The sequence below is a fragment of the Streptomyces sp. NPDC033136 genome (assembly GCF_055578235.1).
Genome location: NZ_JBVIPD010000005.1, coordinates 228,708 through 251,878 on the forward strand (window position 1 = coordinate 228,708; position 23,171 = coordinate 251,878).

Below are 23,171 nucleotides of genomic sequence, written 5' to 3' on the forward strand. Positions count from 1 at the left end.
GCCGGCTGCCTGGCCTGATTCCGGGCATGAGGGGGTGACCGGGCCGCGGGCCTGGCGGTCGGCGGAGACGCAGGGCCGTGGGCGTTGGGCCCGGCCCGGTCACCGATGCGGTGGGTCGGCTGCCTGGCCTGCTTTCGGGCCTGAAGGCGCGATCGGGTCGCGGGCCTGGCGGATGGTGATCGGGCCGCGGGCCTCACGGCCGGCGGAGATGCACGACCGTGCGCGCGGGGCGCCCCCGCCGTCGGCCTCGCGGCCGGCCGAGAGGCAGGCCCGCGGACACGGAACATCCGGCCGAGCGGCGCAAGCCCGATCACCGATGCGGCGCGCCGGCCGCCCCGCCCGCCACCGGGCACAAGAGGTCTTCGTTGATCCCGCGTACACGTCGCAGACGTGCGCCGAGTGCGGCCACGTCGACAAGCGCAACCGTGTCGACCAGGGGCTTTTCATCTGCCGGGGGTGCGGGGTCGTTGCCCACGCCGACCGGAATGCTTCCCACAACATCGCCACCCGTGGCGGGAACGTGTGGAATGCGGGGCGTGAGTCACGCGTCCCTGCCACCCCATAACGGGGTGCCTGGACGGAGGAGTCCACCCCAGCAGCCAGTTGGGCACTACCTCCAAGCCCGGTCTTTTAGGGCCGGGTCAAGTTGACGAACTGAGACCCCCGTACCGAAATACCTCCACCCGGGTTGGGTCGTTGGGCTCTTCGGGCGTGCCGCCCCACGCCCCCGGAGGTCAGCCCATGAGCACGCCGCCCCTCGCCTCAGGCCCCGAAGGCCCCCGCGCCCTGCGGCCCTTGCTCGACACCGTGCTCGAAGCGCTCGAAGCCGGCGCCCGGGCACGCGGCGGGCCCCTGCCGGCCGGCGGGCCGGACACGGTCGCCGCGCGGCTGCGCGCAGCGGTGGGGGACATCCTCCCCGACCACGGCGACCCGCACGCCCTGCACACCCTGGTCCACGCCTTCGCGGAAGGCGCCGCCGACCCGGCCCACCCCCACTGCGCGGCCCACCTCCACTGCCCGCCCCTGGCCGTAGCCACCGCCGCCGACCTCGCCGCCTCCGCCCTCAACCCGTCCCTGGACTCCTGGGACCAGGCCCCGGCCGCATCGGAACTGGAGGCGATGGTCGCGGGGACACTGGCCCGCGAGATCCACTCGCCCGGGCCGAACGCCACCCCCGACTCCCTCATCACCACCGGCGGCACCGAGTCCAACCAACTCGCCCTGCTCCTCGCCCGGGAGGCACACGGCAAAACCGTACGGCTCGTGACCGGAGCCAACGCCCACCACTCACTGCCGCGCGCCGCCTGGCTGCTCGGACTGCCCGAACCCGTCATCATGGACGCCCCCGGCGGCACGATCGACCCCACCACGCTCGGCGAGACCCTCACCGGCCTGACCGGACCGCTGCTCGTCGCCGCCACCGCCGGCACCACCGACGCCGGACTCATCGACCCGCTGCCCGAGATCGCCGCCCACTGCACAGCCCACGGCGCCCGGCTGCACATCGACGCCGCCTACGGCGGAGGCCTCCTCTTCAGCGCCCGGCACCGCGCCGCGCTGGGCGGACTCCACGCCGCCGACACCGTCACCCTCGACCTGCACAAACTCGGCTGGCAGCCCATCGCCGCCGGCCTCCTCGCCGTCAAGGACTCCCGCGACCTCGCCGCCCTGCGGCAACGCGCCGACTACCTCAACGCCGCCGACGACACCGAAGCCGGCCTGCCCGACCTGCTCGGCCGCTCCCTGCGCACCACCCGCCGCCCCGACGTCCTCAAAATCGCCGCCACCCTCAAAACCCTCGGCCGCGACGGCCTCGGCACACTCGTCGACCAGGTCTGCACCCAAGCCCGGCAGCTCGCCGCCCTCGTCCGCGAGCACCCCGGCTTCGAACTGCACGCCCCGCCCGCCATCAGCACCGTGCTGTTCCGCCCCACGGGCGACACCGACGCCACCGTGGCCGCCGTACGCCGCGCACTCCTCACCGACGGCCAAGCCGCCCTCGGCCGGACCCGCCTCGACGGCCGGCTCTGGCTCAAAGCCACCCTCCTCAACCCCGCCACCCGGCCCGACGACCTGGCCGCCCTGCTGCACCTCGTGGCAGAACGCCGAGCGACACTCGCGGAAGGACACACCCCCCGATGAACCCCGACCCCACCCCCACTCCCATGCCCCACCCCCACCCCCACCACGCACCCGACGCCCCCCGCGACCTCGTCGGCATCGGCATCGGCCCCGCCAACCTCTCCCTCGCCGCCCTCGCCCACCCCCTCAGCGACCTCGACACCGTCTTCTACGACCAGCACCCCACCTTCGGCTGGCACACCGGACTACTCGTCGAAGGCGCCACCATCCAAGTCCCCTTCCTCGCCGACCTGGTGACCCTCGCCGACCCCACCAGCCCCTGGACCTTCCTCAACTACCTCAGGTCCCGTGAACGGCTCTTCCCCTTCTACTTCGCCGAGCGCTTCCACATCCAGCGCGCCGAGTACGACGCCTACTGCCGCTGGGTCAGCGAAAGCCTCCCCCGCCTGAACTTCGGCCACCAGGTCGACGCCGTCCGCTGGAACCCCGAACGCGACCTCTTCGAAGTCGACTTCACCCAGCTCGACACCGACGGAGAAGCCGAAGCCCTCGGCCGGACCTACACCCGCAACGTCGTCCTCGGCATCGGCACCGAGCCCTACGTCCCCGACCCCCTCAAACCCCTCGTCGACGCCCCCGGCGTGCCCGTCCTGCACGCCGCCGACTACCTCGACCACCGCGCCGCCCTGCTCACCGCCGAACACGTCACCGTCGTCGGCATCGGACAGTCCGGCGCCGAGATCTTCCTCGACCTCCTCCGCAACAGGCCGGCCGGACGCGAGAAACTGCACTGGCTCGGCCGCACCGACGCCTTCGCCCCCATGGAATACTCCAAGCTCGGCCTGGAACACTTCACCCCCGACCACACCCGCTACTTCCACGCCCTGCCCGAGGCCGCCCGCGATCGGCTCGTCGCCGGACAGTGGCAACTGCACCAGGGCATCGACACCGCCACCATCGCCGCCATCCACGACGAGCTCTACCGCCGCACCCTGCACGGCGGCTGGCCCGACGCCGTCCTCACCCCCGGCGTCCGCGTCCGTACCGCCGGCCGCGTCGCCATGACCCAAGTGGAACTACACCTGGAGCACAGCCTCCAGGCCAGCCGCACCCGCCTCACCACCGACGCCGTCGTCCTCGCCACCGGCCACCGCGAACGCCCCCTCGACCGCATCCTCGCCGGCCTCGACCCCTACATGCGCCGCGACAGCCAGGAACGCCCGCGCATCGACGAGGACTACCGCCTCATCCTCGACCCGTCCGTCACCGGCACCGTCTATGTCCAGAACGCCGAAACCCACACCCACGGCATCGGCGCCCCCGACCTCGGCCTCGCCGCCTGGCGCGGCGCGATCATCCTCAACTCCCTCACCGGCAGCGAGACATACCGACTCCCGCGCCGCACCGCCTTCACCACCTTCGGCCTCACCCAGCGCCGGCACGTCCCGCCGCCCCGCGAAGCACCCGCACTCACCCCGCTCGTCGACCGAAGGTGACGAAGCCCGCGGCTCAGAACACCGGCGTACCGTTCCGCGTCAGCCTCCAGTCCACCGCCGCGAACTCGGCCGGAACGATCGCCCCCTTCGCCTTCACCCAGGCGATCATGGTGTTGCGGATCTCCTCCGAGTTCGACCACAGCAACGGGGCCGCGGCGACATGCGGGAAGTTCCCGCCGCCGTTGGCCCGGTAGTTGTTCACCGCGAACACGAACCTCGCATCATCCGCCAGCGGCTCCCCCTCGAACCGCACATCCGTCACCCGCGAACCAGCCGGCTTCGCGATGTCGATCTCGTACGACAGACCGCTCACCACGTCGTAGTTGTAGTCCGGCGTGCCGTTCGCGTTCGTCAGCTTCGCCGGATCCACCGGATCACCCGGCGCCGTCTGCACGAAGTAACCCGCCGAGAACTCCAGATACGCCTTCATCTGGGCGCCCGTCATCAGACGCGCCTCCAGCGTGTTCTCGAACACGTACAGCCCCGCCACATCCCGGATCGTCACCTCGCCCGCCGGAATCCGCGCGGACCGCGAGAAACACGCCGCCTGCGACAGCACCGGCAGCGCCGCATGCTCCCCACCCGCCAGCGCCTGCCTCACCGTGTCCGCCTGGATGTGGTTGATCAGGTCGATGATCGGCACGTCCTTGTACGGCGCCTCGGCCGACGTCATCTCCGCCGCGTTCGTGCCGATCACCTGATTGACGTACGCCACGACCTTCTCGTGCTCGTCCGAGAGCAGCCCGACGATCTTCGGATCCTCCTCCACCGTGTTGGAGTTCAGAACCTGCGCGCCCACCTTCTCCACCGCCCAGCGGCCCCTGCGCCACACCAGCTCGAAGTCGAACAGCGTCAGCCGCTGCCCCCACTTCAGCGGCTCCGACAGCACGACCTGCTTGCCGGTCTCCTTGTTGGTCACGAAGTACTCGGGAATCTCCGTGTGCGCGTGTCCGACCAGGATCGCGTCGATCCCCGGCACCTGCTCCGCCACCAGCCCGGCCGCGTTCTCGACGTACGGCAACTGGTCACCGTAGGACGACGTCCCCGACGAACCACTGTGCGCCGACACGATGACCACGTCCGCACCCATCGACCGCAGCTTCGGCACCCACTTCGCCGCCTGCTCCTCCAGACCCGGGAACGTCATCTTCCCCTGCACGTTCGCCTTGTCCCAGATCGCGATACCCGGATTGGTCAGACCCAGCACCGCCACCTTCACATCCCGCCCGAACGGCGTGCGCAACCGGTGCATGCTGTACGGCGCGAAAGCCGGCCGCAGCGTCTTCGCGTCCAGCGCGTTCGCCCCCAGCAACGGGAAACGGCACTGCTGCTCGAACTTCCGCAACACCGGAATGCCGTAGTTGAACTCGTGATTGCCGAGCGCGGCCGCGTCGTAGTCCATGGCGTTCATCGCCTGCGCCATCGGGTGCACCGGGCCGCCCACGGCGGTGATCGGGTCGACCTTCGCGTAGTAGTACGACAACTGCGTGCCCTGGATGGTGTCACCCGCGTCGATCAGCAGCGTGTTGCGGCGACCCTTCTCCGCACGGACACGGTTCACCAGCGTCGACACCTTCGCCAGGCCGACATCGTTGTGGGCCTTGTCGTCGAACTCCCTGTCCGTGAAGTAATCCCAGTTGAAGACGTTGCCGTGCAGGTCCGTCGTCCCCATCACGGTGAACGCGTACCGCTTCTCCCGCCGCCCGGCGCCGACCCGAGCCTCGGCTGCCTGCGCACCCGGCGCCGTGACCGCACCGGCCAGCGCCACCCCCGCCCCGGTCACGGCGGACTTCTCCAGGAACTTCCGGCGGTTCAACGGCATGTCTGGCTCCTCGCGGAATCTGTGAACGACGCGCGTAGATAACGCGCGTAGATTCTGACCCGGCCACGACCGGCCGCAACAGACCCAGCAGGTTGCGATCTGATGACTCAGAGCCCCCACTCCACCCCTGCGGCCAGCCAAGACATGACAGAGTAGGACGTATGACCACCCCCACCACAGACGCCACCCAGCCCGCCGTCCCCTACGGCACACCCGACGCCCCCCGCATAGCCGTCCGCGGCGAAGCCCACCTCGAAGTCGACCCCGAAATCGCCCGCATCGGCATCACCGTCGCCGCCCGCGGCCGCGACCGCCGCTCCGCCCTCGACGACCTCACCCGCCGCAACGCCGACATCCTCGACCTCGTCAAGTCCTACGGCGACGCCGTCGAACGCCTCGAGACCGGCGCCTTCTCCATCACCCCCGAACTCAAACACGGCCGCGGCGAACGCGTCCGCACCTACCACGGCAACGTCCACGTCACCGCCGAACTCACCGACTTCACCGCCCTCGGCGAACTCACCACCCGCCTCGCCGACCTCGAACTCACCCGCGTCGACGGCCCCTGGTGGGCCCTGCGCCCCGACTCACCCGCCCACCGCGACGCCCGCAAAAAAGCCGTACACGAAGCAGTCCAACGCGCCCGCGAATACGCCGAGGCACTCGGCACCACCCTCTCCGCCCTCGTCGAACTCGCCGACATCGGGACCGAGAACACCCCACCCGCCCACCTTCAGGCCCCCGGCCGCATGCGCACCGCCGCCTACGCCGAGGACGCCCCCGCCCCCCTCGACCTCGAACCCCAGCGCCAGCACGTCCACGCCCAGATCAACGCCCGCTTCACGATGGTGCCGCCACAGCTGTAGCCGGCCCATTCCGAAAACCCGACCGAATTCCCCGGGGTGCTCATCGGAGCGCCCCACCGCACAATTCAACACTTGTCCATAACGCTTCACACAAAGTCTGTCGAGCAGTCACCCACGACCAATTCCCTACCAGTCGGTAACTCATAGGCTCACCCCATGCGCCGAGCAAAGATCGTCTGCACCCTGGGGCCCGCCACCGACTCCTACGACCAGATCAAAGCCCTGGTCGACGCCGGAATGGACGTAGCCCGCCTCAACCTCAGCCACGGCGAACACGCCGAACACGAGGAGCGCTACCACCACGTACGCAAAGCCGCCGACGAAACCGGCCGCAGCGTCGGCATCCTCGCCGACCTTCAAGGCCCGAAAATCCGACTCGGCCGCTTCACCGAAGGCCCCGTACTCCTCGAACGCGGCGACACCTTCACCATCACCGTCGAAGAAGGCATCGAAGGCGACCGCACCACCTGCGGCACCACCTACGCCGGCCTCGCCGACGACATCACCACCGGCGAACGCATCCTCGTCGACGACGGCAAAGTCTGCCTCGAAGTCACCCACATCGACGGCCCCCGCGTCCACACGAAGGTCATCGAAGGCGGCGTCATCTCCGACCACAAAGGCCTCAACCTCCCCGGCGTCGCCGTCTCCGTCCCCGCCCTCTCCAAAAAAGACGAAGACGACCTCCGCTGGGCCCTGCGCACCGGCGCCGACACCATCGCCCTCTCCTTCGTCCGCACCGGCCGCGACATCCAGGACGTCCACCGCATCATGGACGAAGAAGGCCGCCACCTCCCCGTCATCGCCAAAATCGAAAAACCCCACGCCGTCGAAAACATCGACGACATCGTCGCCGCCTTCGACGGCATCATGGTCGCCCGCGGAGACCTCGGCGTCGAAATGCCCCTCGAACAAGTCCCGATCGTCCAGAAACGCGCCATCAAACTCGCCAAACGCAACGCCAAACCCGTCATCGTCGCCACCCAGATGCTCGACTCGATGATCGACAACGCCCGCCCCACCCGCGCCGAAGCCTCCGACGTCGCCAACGCCGTCATCGACGGCACGGACGCCGTCATGCTGTCCGGCGAGACCAGCGTCGGCAAACACGCGACCGAAACGGTCCGCACGATGGCCCGCATCGTCGAAGCCGCGGAAGAAGACGTCCTCGCCAAAGGACTCCCCCCGCTCACCGAACGCAACAAACCCCGCACCCAGGGCGGAGCCGTGGCCCGGGCAGCAGCCGAAATGGGCGACTTCCTCGGCGCCCGCTTCCTTGTCGCCTTCACCCAGTCCGGCGACACCGCCCGCCGCCTCTCCCGCTACCGCTCCCCGATCCCCCTCCTCGCCTTCACCCCCGACCAGGCCACCCGCTCCCAGCTCAGCCTCACCTGGGGCGTGGAGACGTTCCTCGTCCCGGAGGTCGGGTCGACCGACGCGATGGCCGCCCAGGCCGACGAACTGCTCCTGCGCCACGGCCGCTGCCGCGAGGGCGACACGGTCGTCATCACGGCCGGCTCCCCTCCCGGCGTCTCCGGCTCGACGAACATGGTCCGCGTCCACCACATCGGCGAGGCCGACGACCCGCGGTAGGGCGTCATCAGTACTTGGGCCCTACGCGGGCGTCCATGAGGGCCACGGAGGCTTTGCGGGCGACGGAGATGTTGAACGGGTTGCCGTTGCGGGTGCAGTGCGTCCACTCGACGCCGAGCTTGTCCAGGGTGTCGGTGTAGAGCCGCCGGATGTCATCGGAGACGTTGGTGAAGAAGTACCGGGGATACTCATAGCGCTTGCGCTCGCCGGCGACCATGCGGGTCGTCCAGTTGGTGATACGGCAGCCGTCGGAGTGGATGAGTCCGCGGATGAGCTCCCAGGGGTGGTTGTCGACGATGACCTGTTGCCAGGGATCGAGGGCGATGCGGCGTTCGTGCTTCTTGCCGGGCCCGTGCTGGGGGAAAAGGCAGTGCAGATGTTTCGAGTAGACCTTCACATTGCGGCAACCGGTCTTGCGGACACGGCAGACGGAGTTTTCGGGGAAGACGGCACGCATGGCTTTTTCGCAGGCATCCATGAGCCCCGGCCATGTCTCTGTGCAGGAGATCATGAGGTTCGGCACTCGATGCTCCGAGTAGTGGCTGATATGGCCGTCGCCGAGATATAGGCCGAGCAGATACGCGTAGGCGGGCTCGTCGAGATCACGCCCGTCACAGCGGGGGCACTTCGGATCGTGCCTGCCGGGGCACTCGCCGCGTTTCGCCCGGTCCAGGTGTTTCCAGTAGCCGATGGTCCCCAGCGGTACGTTGAGCCTGCGGGCCACGTCAGCGTTCCTCGCGCCGCCGCGCAACAGAACGAGGGCTTTCTGTCGTACATCAGTGCCGTGGACGTCCATACGAGCACTGTGCGTCACTGATCGCGACTGCGAGCAGCAAAAAGCGGAGAACCACGCGAACGTGATCCTCCACTTATTGATGTTGTGCCCGGTGTGGGATTCGAACCCACATGCCCGAAGGCACGGTGGTTTGAGCACCGCGAGTCTGACCAGATTCCTCCAACCGGGCAGGCGGTGGAACTGTGGGAAGTGTACCGGGTGACCGCAGCACGCTGCAGCTAGGTACGCTCTTGGGAGCAGACCGGCCCTGCCCCGTAACGAGGAGCCCACGTGAGTGCCCCCGAGTCGCCCCAGCCTGTTGACGTGCCTGAAGACGACAAGTCGCACGTGCCTCCGATGACGACGCGGGTCGTCATCGCCGAGGACGAGGCCCTGATCCGGCTCGATCTCAAAGAGATGCTGGAGGAGGAGGGGTACACCGTCGTCGGTGAGGCCGGGGACGGTGAGCAGGCCGTGGAGCTGGCGCGTGAGCACCGGCCCGATCTGGTGATCCTGGACGTGAAGATGCCGAAGATGGACGGTATCTCCGCGGCGGAGAAGATCGCGGAGGAGAGCATCGCGCCGGTGCTGATGCTGACCGCGTTCTCGCAGCGCGACCTCGTGGAGCGGGCCCGGGACGCGGGTGCCATGGCCTATCTGGTGAAGCCGTTCAGCAAGACGGATGTCGTGCCGGCGATCGAGATGGCCGTCTCGCGGTTCACCGAGTTGAGGGAGCTGGAGAAGGAGGTCGCGGACCTCACGCTGCGGCTGGAGACGCGGAAGCTGGTGGATCGGGCGAAGTCGGTCCTGCAGACGGAGTACGGGCTGAGTGAGCCGGCCGCGTTCCGGTGGATTCAGAAGACGTCGATGGATCGTCGTATGTCGATGCAGCAGGTCGCGGAGGCGGTCATTCAGGACGCCGAGGAGAAGAAGACCGGCAAGGGCTGAGGCTGCGAGCAGATCAAGCAGATCAAGCAGATCAAGAGGCCCGCTCCCCTTTGGTAAGGGGGCGGGCCTCTTTGCGTACGGGCCGGTTTTCAGTCTTCGCCCAGGTAGGCCTTTCGTACTGATTCGTCGTGCAGCAGGTCCTGTCCTGTTCCGGACAGGACGATGGTGCCGACTTCCATGACGTGGCCCTGGTCGGCGAGGGAGAGCGCGGCTTGGGCGTTCTGTTCGACGAGGAGGATGGTCGTGCCCTGGGACTTCAGCTCCGAGATCGTTGCCATGATCTTCTGCATCATGATCGGGGAGAGGCCCATGGAGGGCTCGTCGAGCATGAGGAGTTTGGGCTGGGACATGAGGGCGCGGCCCATGGCGAGCATCTGCTGCTCACCACCCGACAGTGTCCCCGCCGCCTGCTTGCGGCGTTCGCCCAGGATGGGGAAGAGGCCGTAGGCGCGCTGGATGTCCTTTTCGATGCCTTCTTTGTCCTTGCGGAGGAAGGCTCCGAGTTGGAGGTTCTCGGCGATGGTGAGGCGGGGGAAGATTTGGCGGCCTTCGGGGGAGTGGGCGAGGCCGAGGGCGACGATCTTGTGGGCGGGGATGCCGTTGAGGGGTTTGCCGTCGAAGAGGATCTTTCCGGAGGTGGGCTTGAGCAGGCCGGAGAGGGTGCGGAGGGTGGTTGTCTTGCCGGCGCCGTTGGTGCCGATGAGGGTGACGACCTGGCCTGCTTCGACGCTGAAGGAGATGCCTTTGACGGCTTCGATCTTGCCGTAGGCGACCCGGAGGTCTTCGACCTCGAGGAGTGCGGTCACTGGGCTTCTCCCTTGGCGCTGCTGGTGCTGCTGGTGCTGCTGGTGGTGCTGGGCGCGTCGGCGGCTGCTTCGGCGGCCTCGACCTCGGCGGCTTCGGCTTCTCCGGGGGCGCCTTCGAAGGGTTCGCCGAGGTAGGCGGCGACGACGCGTTCGTCGGCCTGGACGGTGTCGGGGGTGCCTTCGACGAGTTTTTCGCCTTGGACGAGGACGGCGACGCGGTCGCTGAGGTTGAAGACGAAGCGCATGTCGTGCTCGATGAGGAGGACGGCGATGCCCTTGTCGCGGATGGCGAAGACGAGTTCCTCGGCGGCCCTGGTCTCCTGGGGGTTCATGCCGGCGGTGGGTTCGTCGAGCAGGAGGAGGCCGGGTTCGGAGGCCATGGCGCGTGCGATCTCGAGCTTGCGCTGTTCGCCGTAGGGGAGGTTGCGGGCGAGGTGGTCGCGCTTGTGGGCGAGCCCGATGAACTCGAGGAGTTCCATGGCGCGTTCCTCGCTGTTGCGTTCGGCTTTCTTGAAGCCGGGGCCGCGCAGGAGGGCGGACCAGAGGCCTTCCTTGGTGCGGGTGTGGCGTCCGACGAGGACGTTTTCGAGGACCGTCATGTTGGCGAACAGGCGGATGTTCTGGAAGGTGCGGGCGATGCCGGCCTGGGTGACCAGGTGGGGTTTGGGGGGAAGGACGGTGCCCTTGTAGGAGACGGTGCCTTCAGTGGGGACGTAGAGGCCGGTGAGGCAGTTGAAGAAGGTGGTTTTGCCGGCGCCGTTGGGGCCGATGAGTCCGACGATCTCGCCGGCGTTGACGGTGAAGTCGACGGAGCGTACGGCGGTGAGTCCGCCGAAGCGCATGGTGACGCCGCGTGCTTCGAGTACGGGTGTGGGCTGTGTGGTCATCGTGGCTATGCCCCCGCCTTGGTGACGGCCGGTTCGTCGGTCAGCGTGGTCTGTTGGGGTACGTCGAGTTGGCCGGTCTCGTGGAATTCGAGCTGGCGTCGGCGGTTGGCGATGATGCCTTCGGGGCGGAAGCGCATCAGCAGGACGAGTGCGATGCCGAAGGCGAGGAGTGACTTCTCCTGGAGGAAGACGAGCTTCTCGGGGAGGAGGTAGAGCAGGGCGGCGCCGAGGAGGGGGCCGGCGACGGTGCCCATGCCGCCGAGGACGACTGCGGCCAGGAGGAAGGCGGAGTTGGGCGGGGTGGAGCCGGCGAACTGGTAGGGCGTGGGGACGACGCTGTAGGTGACGTGGGCGCTTACGGTGCCGGCGAGGCCGGCGAGGGTGGCGCCGAGGGCGAAGGCGACGAGCTTGACGCGGAAGCCGTTGATGCCCATGGCGGTGGCGGCGGTCTCGTCCTCGCGGATGGCGATCCAGGAGCGGCCGATGCGGGAGTCGGCGGCGCGGGTGTAGACGAGGACGACGATGGCCATGATGAGGACCATCAGGAGGTAGTAGTTGGCGAAGCGGCCGAGGGTGAATCCGCCGATGGTGTGGGCTTCTCCGAGGTTGAATCCGAAGAGCTTCAGGTCGGGGATGGCGGGGATGCCGTTGGGGCCGTTGGTGACGTCGGGTCCGGACTGGCCGTCCAGGTTGTTGACGGCGATGCGGAAGATCTCTCCGAAGCCGAGGGTGACGATGGCGAGGTAGTCGCCGCGCAGTCGCAGGGTGGGGGCGCCGATGAGGACGCCGAAGACGAGGGAGGCGGCGGCGCCTGTGAGGGCGGAGGCCCAGAAGGGCAGGTGGACGCCGGAGATGGTGGAGAACTCGGAGCCGGAGACGAGGGCGGCGGTGTAGGCGCCGACGCCGAGGAAGGCGACGTATCCGAGGTCGAGGAGTCCGGCGAGGCCGACGACGATGTTGAGGCCGAGGGCGACGGTTCCGAAGATGAGGATGTTGACGCCGATGTTGGCGTAGTGGTCGTCGGTCTGGGTGAAGGGGAAGGCGATGGCGGCGGCGAAGCCCATGGCGAGGGTGAAGCTGCGGTTGCCGGCGACGAGTGCGGAGAAGCGGTCGAGGAGGCCGGCGGTGTGCAGCGCCCAGACGGTGAAGGTGACGACGAAGAGGTAGCCGACGAAGAGTTCGCCGTATTCGGTGTCGATGCCGTAGGTGAAGACGCCGAGGCCGATGATGGTGACGACGGTGATCACGGCCCGCTGGATCCAGGACGCGGTGGCCTGGGGGGCGGGGATGCGGTCGGGCTTGGCGATGTAGGCCTTGAGGGTTTCTTTGGTGCTGTCGGTGGTGGTGCGCTCCTGGGGGAGGGCGAAGGCGCCGAGGACGGGCAGGAGGGAGGCGATGGCCGCGATCCAGCCGCCGGGTTCGAGGTTGACGACACCGCCGAGTTCGGCGCTGATGGCGATGACGGTGAACCAGGTGACGCTGAAGCCGCCGAGTGCGGTGAGTACGAGGGGTGCGTTGTTGCGGGCGGGTACGAGCCAGCTGAGGCCGCGGGTGCCGTGGGCGGCGAGCGTGAAGAGTGTGGTGAGGATGCCGGCGGTGAAGGTGAGCCATTGCAGGCCGCCGGGGTAGCCGTTGATGGTGAGTTTGCCGGGGAATTCGGCGGTCCAGGTCCAGGCGAGGAACGCGGAGGCCGCGGTGGCGATGCCGCCGGCGAGGAGCAGGGGGCGGGCGGTTGCGGCGGGCAGCGGTATGAGGCCGTGCTGCGGGGTGGGCGTGGCGTCCGGGGCGGGGGTCTTGGTCGTCTCGGTCATGTGATCACGCCCTGTCCGCGACGCGCTCGCCGAGCAGGCCCTGTGGCCTGAAGAGGAGCACGAGGATGAGGAGGCAGAAGGCCCAGACGTTGGCCCAGCTCTGGCCGCCGAGTTGCTGCATGCCGGGGATCTCGTCGATGTAGGCGGAGGCGAGGGTTTCGGCGATGCCGAGGACGAGGCCGCCGAGCATGGCGCCGTAGATGTTGCCGATGCCGCCGAGGACGGCCGCGGTGAAGGCCTTGAGGCCCATGAGGAAGCCCATGCGGTAGTCGACGTTGCCGTACTTGAGTCCGTAGGCGACGGCGGCGACGGCGGCGAAGAAGCCGCCGATGGCGAAGGCGATGACGATGATGCGGTTGGTGTCGATGCCCATGAGCTGTGCGGTGTCGGGGTCCTGGGCGGTGGCTTGCATGGCGCGGCCGGTGCGGCTTCGGCGGACGAAGAAGGCGAGGGCGGCCATGCAGGTGACGGCGGCGAGGATGAGGAAGATGTCGGCGTCCTTGATGGTGACGGAGCCGATGTCGTGGGTGGTGTCGAGGCCGGGGAATGCGCGGGCGCGGTCGGCGCCGGGGTAGAAGTTGCGTACGACCTCCTGGAGGGCGAGGGAGAGGCCGATGGCGGTGATGAGGGGTGCCAGGCGTGGTGCTCCGCGCAGTGGCCGGTAGGCGAACCGTTCCGCCCCGACGGCTATGAGGATGGCCACGAGTGCGCCGCCGAGGAGCATCAGGGGTACGGCGAGGGCCATCGAGGTGCCGTCGGGGAGGATGTAGAAGTAGACCGTGAGGGCGCCGAAGGCCCCGGTCATGAAGATCTCGCCGTGCGCGAAGTTGATGAGCTGGACGATGCCGTACACCATCGTGTAGCCGATGGCGATCAGCCCGTACATCGAGCCGAGAAGCAGCCCGTTGGCCAGCTGCTGCGGCAGGGTGTTCACCGCGCGGCCTCCATGTCGCTGGTGGTGGTGTGCACTGGATGTGTGCGTGGTCGCGTGCTGTGTGGGGGTGTGCGAACGGGCCGCGCGGTCGGGGTCGTCCTTCCGCGCGGCCCGTGGTGCGGCGTGCTGGGGGCCGGAACTACTGGAGGTCGGCGGTGCCGGTCTCCACGGCCTTCCAGGCGCCCTTCTCGACCTGGTACACCGTCAGCTGCTTGTTGGTGGTGTCGCCGTACTCGTCGAAGGAGACCTTGCCGGTGAGGCCTTCGAAGTCGGACTTCTGGACGCCCTCGACGACCTTGGAGCGGAGGTCGTTGATGTCGGTGGGCACCTTGCCGCCGTTGGCGTCGGCGGCGGCCTTGACGGCCTTGATGATGGCGGTGGTGGCGTCGTAGGCGTAGGCGCCGTAGGAGCCGTAGTCGCCCTTGTAGCCCTTGTCCTTGTAGGTCTGGATGAACTGCTTGGCCGCGGGCAGGGTGTCGGCGGGGACGCCGATGGCGGTGGCGAGGTCGCCTTCGGAGGCCTTGCCGGAGGCTTCGATGTAGGTGGAGGCGAACATGCCGTCGCCGCCGAAGAGCGGGATCTTGACGCCGGCGTCCTTGAGCTGCTTGGTGATCAGTGCGGACTCGTCGTACTGGCCGCCGTAGTAGAGCAGGTCGGCGCCGGAGTTCTTGATCTTCGTGACGAGGGAGCCGAAGTCCTTGTCGCCGGTGTTGACGTGGTCGGTGGCCACGACCTCGCCGCCGAGCTTCTTGAACTGCTCGTTGAAGATCTTCGCGAGGCCGGCGCCGTAGGTCTGCTTGTCGTCGACGACGAAGACCTTCTTCTTCTTGAGGCCGTTGTACGCGTAGCCGGCGGCGAAGCTGCCCTGGAGTTCGTCGGTGGTGGCGGTACGGAAGTACGTCTTGAACGGACGCTTCTTGTCGGTCTGCCAGTTCTTGCCCTGGGTGAGTTCGGGGGCGGTGTTGGCGGGGGAGATCTGGACCATGTTGGCCGAGGCGAAGACCTGCTGCATCGTCTGGGCGACGCCGGAGTTGAGCGGGCCGACGGCGCCGACGGCGGTCTTGTTGCCGACGAGGTTGGTGGCGTTGGTCTGGCCGGTGGCGGGCTGTGCCTTGTCGTCCAGGGGCTGGAGCTTGAATGTGACGCCCGGGACCCAGTTGTTCTTGTTGGCGTCGTCGACGGCTATTTGTGCGCCGTACTGGATGCCGAGGCCAGTGGTGGAGTTCTCGCCGGAGAGGGGGGCGTCGACGCCGATGGTCAGGGTCGTGCTGCTGCCGCTGTCTCCGCCTTTGTCGCCGCTGTCGTCTCGGGAGCCGCAGGCGGTGAGAGTCAGAGCTCCGGTCGTGAGAACGGAGGTAAGAATCACCAAGGAACGCTGTCGCACAATCAGTCCTTTCACAGGCAGGCCCGCCCTGGTTGGGGGGTAGTGCCGCGCTGGTACCGAACTCCCGATGGAGCGGTGACTGGCCGTGACTCTAAGCCCGGGGTATGGGCAGCGGCAGCGGCGCGGGCTTCCTTGTGACTTTCTTGTTATGACGGGGTGGATGCCCGGTCTGGGCGGCGGTCTCTCTCGGTGGGTTTGGTGGCTTTTCGTCGAGGTCCGCATTCTGAGAACGCGCACTTCCGGTTGGGCGTGGCTGAGATCATGCGGTCGGCGGGGCGCATGCGGCGCGGACGAGATCGAATAGGTCCCGGGAGAAGGCGCGGCCGAAGCTGAAACTGTGCTGCTGCCGCATTGCGCGAATGTTACGGAGCGTTACGCCGAGAAGGGGATGGTCCGCGTTTCGGGGGGAGTTCCGAGCGGCCGGGAATGGTGATTTTCAAGGTGACTCCACGGTGACTCCACGGGTAGTGCCGGCCGGTGCGTGAGGGCGGGACCGGGGACGGTGCGGGCGGTGAGTCCGGCGTACGGGGTGCCGGTGGTCCGGAGCGTGACGGTGGGGCCGGTCGTGGTTCGCAGTCACGACGAACCGGATCCGGCCTGGTCGACCAGGAGGGTCTGAGGGCTCGGCGAGGCCGGGGTGGTGTCAGGCTGTGACGTTGACGGGCCAGGGAGCAGGGGGGCGAGGGGCGGCCTCGGGGGCCCGGGGTGGGGTTGGCGAGGCTCGGTGCGGCGGTGGGGGTGCGGCGGTGCGGCGGTGCGGATGATGTCCGAAGTCTGTTGTGTTTGAGCGGAGTTGGCCGGTTCGACGAGTCCGATGCCGGTTGTGACCGCAGCCTCACGGGGGGACGGCACGGTGCGGCCGGGGCGGGGAAGGAGGACGGCCCCGCCGTTCCGCGCGGTGCGCGATGCCGGCGGGGCGGTCGGTCGTGCCGTGCGGCCGTCAGCCGTGCGACCGCCGGCGCGGGGCTGCGGCAGCTCCATGAACGGCGAGCGGGCTACGCCGGTTTCGCGAACGGCGACTGGGGCTACGGCAGTTTCACGAACGGCGAGAGGAAGGCGCGGGCGCCGGGGGTGTCCAGCCGGTACGTCACGTTGGTCGCGTAGCAGGGGGTGTCGCCGGTGATGGTGGTGGCGGCGAGGATGCTCTTCCCGCCGATCACGGCGAAGTTGGGGCCGCCGGAGTCGCCGTAGCAGGCGCCTCCGTTGCCCTGCGGCGCGGTCATCGCCAGCCGGGCCCAGGAGTGGTTGAGGGCGTTGAAGGTGACGGGTGCCTTCATGCGGACGCCGCCGCCGGGGTGGGTCTGGCCGCCGGGGCCGTTGACGGCCTCCTGGGTGCCGTAGCCGGCGACGAGCCAGTCGGTGGCGCTCAGGGACTGCGGGCCGAGTCGGCCGAGCTGGTTCGCGGTGGGCAGGGTGGCCGGGGTGAAGGTCCAGCGGGCCTTGACCTCGGCGGCGGGCAGCTGGATCACGGCGATGTCGCGGGTGTCGGAGGCGGGCCCGGGGTAGCCGGGGTGGGTGTGGGCGGTGCCCGGGACGGCGACGGCGGCGGCCTGGGCGGCCGGGTGCTTCTTCGCCGCGGCGTCGAGGCCGGACTGCACGTCCTGGTCCAGGGACACGAAGAAGCGCACGTTGTCGGGCCAGTCGGAGGTGCAGTGCGCGGCGGTCAGGAAGGTGTCCGCGTCGATCATGGTGCCGGAGCAGACCCAGTCGACCCGGTCGGGGGTGGCGGGGTCGCCGTCGTCGTCCCAGGTGGCCACGAGCGCGCCGACCTCGGTGCGTTCGGGTGCGGGCGCGGCGTTGTAGGAGTTGATGGCGGAGGACGGCAGTGCGGTGGCGAGCACGGTGGCGCAGGCCGCGGCGGTGACGGCGACGGCGCGTACGGAGGTCAAGAGAAACCCTTCTGCGGGTGGGCGGGTTTTCTCCTGTGGGGGGGGGGAGCGTCAGTGAAGCGTGCGGGGGCGGCCGCGACAAGAGCGCGCCCGCCCCTCCAGGGTTTTCCCTACGCCGGTCAGCTCCCGGCGCGGATGAGTTCCTCGTCGCCCGGGTTCACGTCGCGCAGCAGGCAGGTCAGCCGGGCGGTGCACACCCTCTTGTCGTTTTCGTCCGTGATGACGATTTCGTAGGTGGCGGTCGAGCGACCCCGGTGCACGGGCGTGGCCACGCCGGTGACCAGGCCGGAACGTACCCCGCGGTGGTGTGTGCAGTTCAGGTCGACGCCCACGGCGATCTTGGAGCTGCCGCCGTGCAGCATCGAGCCGATCGAGCCGAGCGTCTCGGCCAGTACCGCGGAGGCCCCGCCGTGCAGCAGTCCGTAGGGCTGGGTGTTGCCCTCCACCGGCATCGTCCCGACGACCCGGTCCGCCGACGCCTCGGCGATCTGGACGCCCATCCGGGTCCCGAGGTGGCCTGCGGAGAACAGGGCCGGGAGGTCGACTCCGAGTGCCGCGTACTCGTCGATGACCTCTTGCGGGAACTTCACATGCTGCTGCTCACCCATGGGGCCCGGCTCCGTTCGTCCTCGCCACTCGGCTGCCTGTGTCGCTGAGCGAACGCTCAGTCGGTCGCCGATTGTTCCAGACGCACGACGACGGACTTACTGGCCGGGGTGTTGCTGGTGTCCGCGGTGGCGTCCAGCGGCACCAGCACGTTGGTCTCCGGGTAGTACGCGGCGGCGCATCCCCGGGCCGTCGGGTAGTGCACGACCCGGAAACCTGGTGCCCTGCGCTCCACGCCGTCCTTCCACTCGCTGACCAGGTCGGCGTACGAACCGTCCGCCAGCTTCAGGGTCCGCGCGTCCTCGGGGTTGACCAGCACCACCCGGCGGCCGTTCCTGATGCCCCGGTAGCGGTCGTCGAGGCCGTAGATCGTGGTGTTGTACTGGTCGTGCGAGCGCAGCGTCTGCAGCAGCAGGCGGCCCTCGGGCAGTTCCGGGTACTCCACGGGCGCGGCGGTGAAGTTGGCCTTGCCGGTGGCCGTCTGGAAGCGGCGCTCGTCGCGCGGGCCGTGGGGGAGCACGAAGCCGCCGGGGCGGGCCACGCGCGCGTTGAAGTCCTCGAAGCCGGGGATCACGCGCGCGATACGGTCGCGGATCGTCGCGTAGTCCTTCTCGAACTCCTCCCACGGCGTGCGGCTGTTCTCGCCCAGCACGCGGCGGGCCAGGCGGCACACGATGGCCGGCTCGGACAGCAGATGCCGGCTCGCGGGCTCCAGGCGGCCCCGGGAGGCGTGCACCATGCCCATCGAGTCCTCGACCGTCACGAACTGCTCGCCGGCGCCCTGGAGATCGCGCTCCGTGCGGCCGAGTGTCGGCAGGATCAGGGCACGCGCGCCCGTGACCGCGTGCGAGCGGTTCAGCTTCGTCGACACGTGCACCGTCAGCCGGGCCCGGCGCATGGCCGCCTCCGTGACCTCCGTGTCGGGCGACGCCGAGACGAAGTTGCCGCCCATCGCGAAGAAGACCTTCGCCTTTCCGTCGCGCAGGGCGCGGATCGCGCGGACGACGTCGTAGCCGTGCTCGCGGGGCGGTGCGAAGCCGAACTCCTTCTCCAGGGCGTCCAGGAACGCCGGGGCGGGGCGCTCGAAGATGCCCATCGTGCGGTCGCCCTGCACGTTGGAATGGCCGCGCACCGGGCACACGCCCGCGCCCGGGCGGCCGATGTTGCCGCGCAGGAGAAGGAAGTTGACCACTTCCCTGATCGTGGGAACGGAGTGCTTGTGCTGGGTGAGGCCCATCGCCCAGCACACGATGGTCCGCTCCGAGGTCAGGACCATGCCGAGGGTCTTCTCGATGTCCTCCTGGGTCAGGCCGGTCGCCCTGAGCGTCTCGTCCCAGTCGGCGGCGCGGGCGGCCTCGGCGAACTCCTCGAACCCGTGCGTGTGCTTCCGCACGAACGCCTCGTCGACCGCGCCCTCCCGCTCGAGGATCAGCTTGTTGAGGAGCCGGAACAGGGCCTGGTCGCCGCCGATGCGGATCTGCAGGAACAGGTCGTTGAGCGCCGCGCCCTTGAGCATGCCCTGCGGGGTCTGCGGGTTCTTGAAGCGCTCCAGGCCCGCCTCGGGCAGCGGGTTGACGCTGATGATCCTCGCCCCGCCCGCCTTGGCCTTCTCCAGGGCGGAGAGCATGCGCGGGTGGTTCGTCCCCGGGTTCTGGCCGGCGACGATGATCAGGTCGGCCTGGTACAGATCCTCCAGCAGGACGCTGCCCTTGCCGATGCCGATCGTCTCCGACAAGGCCGAGCCGGACGACTCGTGGCACATGTTCGAGCAGTCGGGGAGGTTGTTCGTGCCGAGCTCGCGGGCGAAGAGCTGGTAGAGGAACGCGGCCTCGTTGCTGGTGCGGCCGGAGGTGTAGAAGACGGCCTCGTCGGGGGAGCCGAGGGCGGTGATCTCCTCCGCGACGATGTCGAAGGCGCGCTCCCAGGTGACCGGCTCGTAGTGCGTGCCGCCCTCGGGGAGGTACACGGGGTGGGTGAGCCGCCCCTGCTGGCCCAGCCAGTAGCCGCTGCGGCCGGCCAGGTCGGCGACCGGGTGCGCGGCGAAGAACTCGGGGGTGACCCGGCGCAGGGTGGCCTCCTCGGCCACGGCCTTCGCGCCGTTCTCGCAGAACTCCGCCTTGTGCCGGTGCTCCGGCTCCGGCCAGGCGCAGCCCGGGCAGTCGAAGCCGTCCTTCTGGTTCACGCTCAGCAGCGTCAGCGCGGTGCGCTTCACCCCCATCTGCTGCTGGGCGACGCGCAGCGTGTGCCCGATCGCGGGGAGCCCGGCTGCCGCGTGCTTGGGTCCGGCGACCTGCGGCGCGTCCTGAACCGGATCACTCTTGGGCGGCTTCGACGCCATCGCACGCTCCCCTTCGACTGCGCTGTGAGGTACATCTCCGATCCTCGCACGCGGCGGTGACATCGGGCGGGGCCGGGCTGGGGCCGATACCGCGTCGATGCCCCGCGCCGGTGCCCGTGCGGCCGGGGCCGGGGCCGAGTGTCAGTGGGGCGTGGCAGGATCGGGGGCGTGGCAGAGACAGCATCGAAGACGACCGACACGACCTCCGGCGGCAGCCGTCCGCGGCTGATGCTCATGGACGGGCACTCGCTGGCCTACCGCGCGTTCTTCGCGCTGCCCGCGGAGAACTTCACCACGGCGACGGGCCAGCCGACGAACGCGATCTACGGCTTCGCGTCGATGCTGGCCAACACGCTGCGCGACGAGGCGCCCACGCACTTCGCGGTCGCCTTCGACGTCTCCCGCAAGACCTGGCGCTCCCAGGAGTTCACGGAGTACAAGGCGAACCGCTCCAAGACCCCGGACGAGTTCAAGGGGCAGGTCGAGCTGATCGGCGAGCTCCTCGACGCGATGGGCGCCGTCCGCTTCGCGGTGGACGGCTTCGAGGCGGACGACGTGATCGCCACGCTCGCCACCCAGGCCGAGGCCGAGGGCTTCGAGGTGCTGATCGTCACCGGCGACCGGGACTCCTTCCAGTTGGTCAGCGAGCACACCACGGTGCTGTACCCGACCAAGGGCGTCTCCGAGCTGACCCGTTTCACCCCGGAGAAGGTGTTCGAGAAGTACGGGCTGACGCCCGCGCAGTACCCGGACTTCGCGGCCCTGCGCGGCGACCCCTCGGACAACCTCCCCGGCATCCCAGGCGTCGGTGAGAAGACCGCCGCGAAGTGGATCAACCAGTTCGGTTCCTTCGCGGAGCTCGTCGCGCGCGTGGACGAGGTCAAGGGCAAGGCCGGCCAGAACCTCCGCGACCACCTGGAAGCCGTCAAGCTCAACCGGCGGCTCACGGAGCTGGAGCGCCAGGTGGAGCTCCCCAAGGGCGTCATCGACCTGGAGCGGGCCGCGTACGACCGCACTGCCGTCGCGGTGGTCCTGGACACCCTGGAGATCCGCAACCCCTCGCTGCGCGAGCGGCTCTTCGCCGTCGACCCCGGCGCCGAGGAGGCCGAGACCACCCCGATCAGCACCGAAGGCGTGCGGCTGGACGGCACCGTGCTCGGCACCGGTGAGCTGACCGGCTGGCTCACCGAGCACGGCACCCAGCCCCTCGGCGTCGCCACGGTCGACACCTGGGCGCTCGGCACCGGCTCGGTCGCCGAGGTCGCCCTCGCCGCCCCTGGCGGACCGGCCGCCTGGTTCGACCCCTCCCAGCTGGACGAGGCCGACGAGAGGGCCTTCGCGGCCTGGCTCGCCGACGCAGGCCGGCCCAAGACCTTCCACAACGCCAAGGGCGCCATGCGCGTCTTCGCCGAGCACGGCTGGAGCGTCGAGGGTGTCACCATGGACACCGCGCTCGCCGCCTACCTGGTCAAGCCGGGCCGCCGGTCCTTCGACCTGGACGCGCTGTCCCTGGAGTACCTGCACCGCGAGCTGGCCCCCGCCGCCACGGCCGACGGCCAGCTCGCCTTCGGCGCGGACGAGGGCGCCGAGGCCGAGGCCCTGATGATCCAGGCCCGCGCCGTCCTCGACCTGGGCGAGGCCTTCGAGAGCCGCCTGGACGACGTCGGCGCCGCCGACCTGCTGCGCGACATGGAGCTGCCCACGTCCGCACTGCTCGCCCGCATGGAGCGGCACGGCATCGCGGCCGACCGGCCCCACCTGGAGACCATGGAGCAGATGTTCGCCGGCGCCGTCCAGCAGGCGGTGAAGGAGGCCCACGCGGCAGCCGGGCACGAGTTCAACCTGGGCTCGCCCAAGCAACTGCAGGAGGTCCTCTTCGGTGAGCTCGCCCTGCCCAAGACGAAGCGGACCAAGACCGGCTACACCACCGACGCCGACGCGCTGGCCTGGCTCGCCACGCAGACGGACAACGAGCTTCCGGTGATCATGCTCCGCCACCGCGAGCAGGCCAAGCTCCGCGTCACCGTCGAGGGCCTGATCAAGACGATCGCCGCGGACGGCCGTATCCACACCACGTTCAACCAGACCGTCGCCGCCACCGGCCGCCTGTCCTCGACCGACCCGAACCTGCAGAACATCCCTGTCCGCACCGACGAGGGCCGCGCGATCCGCCGCGGCTTCGTCGTCGGCGAGGGCTTCGAGTCCCTGATGACGGCCGACTACAGCCAGATCGAGCTGCGCGTCATGGCCCACCTCTCCGAGGACGCGGGCCTGATCGAGGCGTTCACCTCCGGCGAGGACCTGCACACCACGGCCGCCTCCCAGGTCTTCGCGGTCGAGCCGGCCGCGGTGGACGCCGAGATGCGCCGCAAGATCAAGGCCATGTCGTACGGCCTGGCCTACGGACTGTCCGCCTTCGGCCTCTCCCAGCAGCTGAACATCGAGGCGGCGGAGGCCCGCGCCCTGATGGACGCCTACTTCGAGCGGTTCGGCGGCGTCCGGGACTACCTGCGCCGGGCGGTCGACGAGGCCCGGGCGACGGGTTACACGGCGACGCTCTTCGGACGCCGCCGCTACCTGCCCGACCTCAACAGCGACAACCGCCAGCGTCGCGAGGCCGCCGAGCGGATGGCCCTCAACGCGCCCATCCAGGGCACGGCCGCCGACATCGTCAAGATCGCCATGCTCAAGGTGGACAGCGTCCTGAAGGACGCCGGCCTCGCCTCCCGCATGCTCCTCCAGGTCCACGACGAAATCGTCCTGGAGATCGCCCCGGGGGAGCGGGCAGCAGCGGAGGAACTCGTCCGCCGCGAGATGTCCACCGCCGTAAACCTCCGCGTACCGCTGGGTGTATCGGTTGGCTCGGGGGCGGACTGGGAGTCGGCGGCGCACTAGGCGCTACGCGGTCCGGCCCGGGCGGGGCGGGGCGTGCCT

16 protein-coding genes, 1 tRNA gene and 1 pseudogene are annotated in these 23,171 nt (G+C 69.3%); 7 read left to right on the forward strand and 11 right to left on the reverse strand.

Annotation, left to right across the window (positions count from 1 at the left end):
• Positions 1–319: 319 nt before the first annotated feature.
• The 3 genes and pseudogenes from ACZ5TL_RS11630 to ACZ5TL_RS11640 all read left to right on the forward strand — a co-directional run.
• Positions 320–565, forward strand: a pseudogene (locus ACZ5TL_RS11630) (zinc ribbon domain-containing protein); the annotation flags it as partial.
• A 176-nt stretch (positions 566–741) separates the two neighbouring features.
• The gene (locus tag ACZ5TL_RS11635; protein ID WP_468589258.1) at positions 742–2,142 is read left to right on the forward strand and encodes a pyridoxal phosphate-dependent decarboxylase family protein; all 1,401 of its coding nucleotides are present in this window, start codon (positions 742–744) and stop codon (positions 2,140–2,142) included.
• Positions 2,139–3,578 (forward strand): lysine N(6)-hydroxylase/L-ornithine N(5)-oxygenase family protein, encoded by a 1,440-nt coding sequence (locus ACZ5TL_RS11640; RefSeq protein WP_468589260.1) that lies wholly within the window; start codon positions 2,139–2,141, stop codon positions 3,576–3,578. Before ACZ5TL_RS11635 ends, ACZ5TL_RS11640 begins: the two co-directional genes overlap by 4 nt.
• Before the next feature lie 13 nt (positions 3,579–3,591).
• On the opposite strand, the gene ACZ5TL_RS11645 is transcribed toward ACZ5TL_RS11640, so the two are convergent.
• Entirely contained in the window at positions 3,592–5,400 is a 1,809-nt protein-coding gene (locus ACZ5TL_RS11645; RefSeq protein WP_468589545.1) for a bifunctional metallophosphatase/5'-nucleotidase, read from the reverse strand.
• A 161-nt stretch (positions 5,401–5,561) separates the two neighbouring features.
• On the opposite strand from ACZ5TL_RS11645, the gene ACZ5TL_RS11650 reads away from it, so the two are divergent.
• Both ACZ5TL_RS11650 and pyk read left to right on the forward strand, forming a co-directional pair.
• Positions 5,562–6,266, forward strand: coding sequence for an SIMPL domain-containing protein (locus tag ACZ5TL_RS11650; RefSeq protein WP_468589261.1), 705 nt, complete (start codon positions 5,562–5,564; stop codon positions 6,264–6,266).
• Between the two features lie 156 nt (positions 6,267–6,422).
• Positions 6,423–7,859 carry a pyruvate kinase gene (pyk, locus tag ACZ5TL_RS11655; protein ID WP_468589262.1) on the forward strand — a complete coding sequence of 479 codons (1,437 nt, stop codon included), beginning with the start codon at positions 6,423–6,425 and terminating at the stop codon, positions 7,857–7,859.
• Between the two features lie 7 nt (positions 7,860–7,866).
• Here the strand turns inward: pyk and ACZ5TL_RS11660 are convergent, their stop codons facing one another.
• Together ACZ5TL_RS11660 and ACZ5TL_RS11665 are read right to left on the reverse strand one after the other, a co-directional pair.
• Positions 7,867–8,655: a helix-turn-helix domain-containing protein gene (locus ACZ5TL_RS11660; protein ID WP_468589264.1), complete on the reverse strand. Its 789-nt coding sequence runs from the start codon at positions 8,653–8,655 to the stop codon at positions 7,867–7,869.
• An 85-nt stretch (positions 8,656–8,740) separates the two neighbouring features.
• Positions 8,741–8,824 (reverse strand) — tRNA-Leu (locus ACZ5TL_RS11665).
• Positions 8,825–8,925: 101 nt separating this feature from the next.
• Between ACZ5TL_RS11665 and ACZ5TL_RS11670 the strand changes: the two genes are divergently transcribed.
• A complete protein-coding gene (locus tag ACZ5TL_RS11670; protein ID WP_468589265.1) occupies positions 8,926–9,582 on the forward strand; it encodes an ANTAR domain-containing response regulator in 657 nt (218 codons plus the stop codon).
• An 89-nt stretch (positions 9,583–9,671) separates the two neighbouring features.
• Here the strand turns inward: ACZ5TL_RS11670 and ACZ5TL_RS11675 are convergent, their stop codons facing one another.
• From ACZ5TL_RS11675 to ACZ5TL_RS11710, 8 genes are all read right to left on the reverse strand, one after another.
• The gene (locus tag ACZ5TL_RS11675) at positions 9,672–10,388 is read right to left on the reverse strand and encodes an ABC transporter ATP-binding protein (protein ID WP_468589267.1); all 717 of its coding nucleotides are present in this window, start codon (positions 10,386–10,388) and stop codon (positions 9,672–9,674) included.
• On the reverse strand, positions 10,385–11,275 hold the full coding sequence (locus tag ACZ5TL_RS11680) for an ABC transporter ATP-binding protein (RefSeq protein ID WP_468589268.1): 891 nt from the start codon (positions 11,273–11,275) through the stop codon (positions 10,385–10,387). The genes ACZ5TL_RS11675 and ACZ5TL_RS11680 overlap by 4 nt, the downstream gene beginning before the upstream one ends.
• A gap of 5 nt (positions 11,276–11,280) precedes the next feature.
• Complete coding sequence (locus ACZ5TL_RS11685; protein WP_468589270.1) at positions 11,281–13,086, reverse strand: branched-chain amino acid ABC transporter permease; 1,806 nt, start codon at positions 13,084–13,086, stop codon at positions 11,281–11,283.
• A gap of 4 nt (positions 13,087–13,090) precedes the next feature.
• Complete coding sequence (locus tag ACZ5TL_RS11690; RefSeq protein ID WP_468589271.1) at positions 13,091–14,020, reverse strand: branched-chain amino acid ABC transporter permease; 930 nt, start codon at positions 14,018–14,020, stop codon at positions 13,091–13,093.
• A 139-nt stretch (positions 14,021–14,159) separates the two neighbouring features.
• Positions 14,160–15,389, reverse strand: a complete 1,230-nt coding sequence (locus ACZ5TL_RS11695) for a branched-chain amino acid ABC transporter substrate-binding protein (protein ID WP_468589546.1) — start codon at positions 15,387–15,389, stop codon at positions 14,160–14,162.
• Positions 15,390–16,429: 1,040 nt separating this feature from the next.
• The gene (locus ACZ5TL_RS11700; protein ID WP_468589272.1) at positions 16,430–17,293 is read right to left on the reverse strand and encodes a trypsin-like serine protease; all 864 of its coding nucleotides are present in this window, start codon (positions 17,291–17,293) and stop codon (positions 16,430–16,432) included.
• Between the two features lie 119 nt (positions 17,294–17,412).
• On the reverse strand, positions 17,413–17,901 hold the full coding sequence (locus ACZ5TL_RS11705) for a PaaI family thioesterase (protein WP_468589273.1): 489 nt from the start codon (positions 17,899–17,901) through the stop codon (positions 17,413–17,415).
• Between the two features lie 56 nt (positions 17,902–17,957).
• Positions 17,958–20,237 carry an FdhF/YdeP family oxidoreductase gene (locus ACZ5TL_RS11710; RefSeq protein WP_468589275.1) on the reverse strand — a complete coding sequence of 760 codons (2,280 nt, stop codon included), beginning with the start codon at positions 20,235–20,237 and terminating at the stop codon, positions 17,958–17,960.
• Between the two features lie 168 nt (positions 20,238–20,405).
• On the opposite strand from ACZ5TL_RS11710, the gene polA reads away from it, so the two are divergent.
• Positions 20,406–23,132: a DNA polymerase I gene (polA, locus tag ACZ5TL_RS11715; protein WP_468589276.1), complete on the forward strand. Its 2,727-nt coding sequence runs from the start codon at positions 20,406–20,408 to the stop codon at positions 23,130–23,132.
• Positions 23,133–23,171 lie beyond the last annotated feature (39 nt).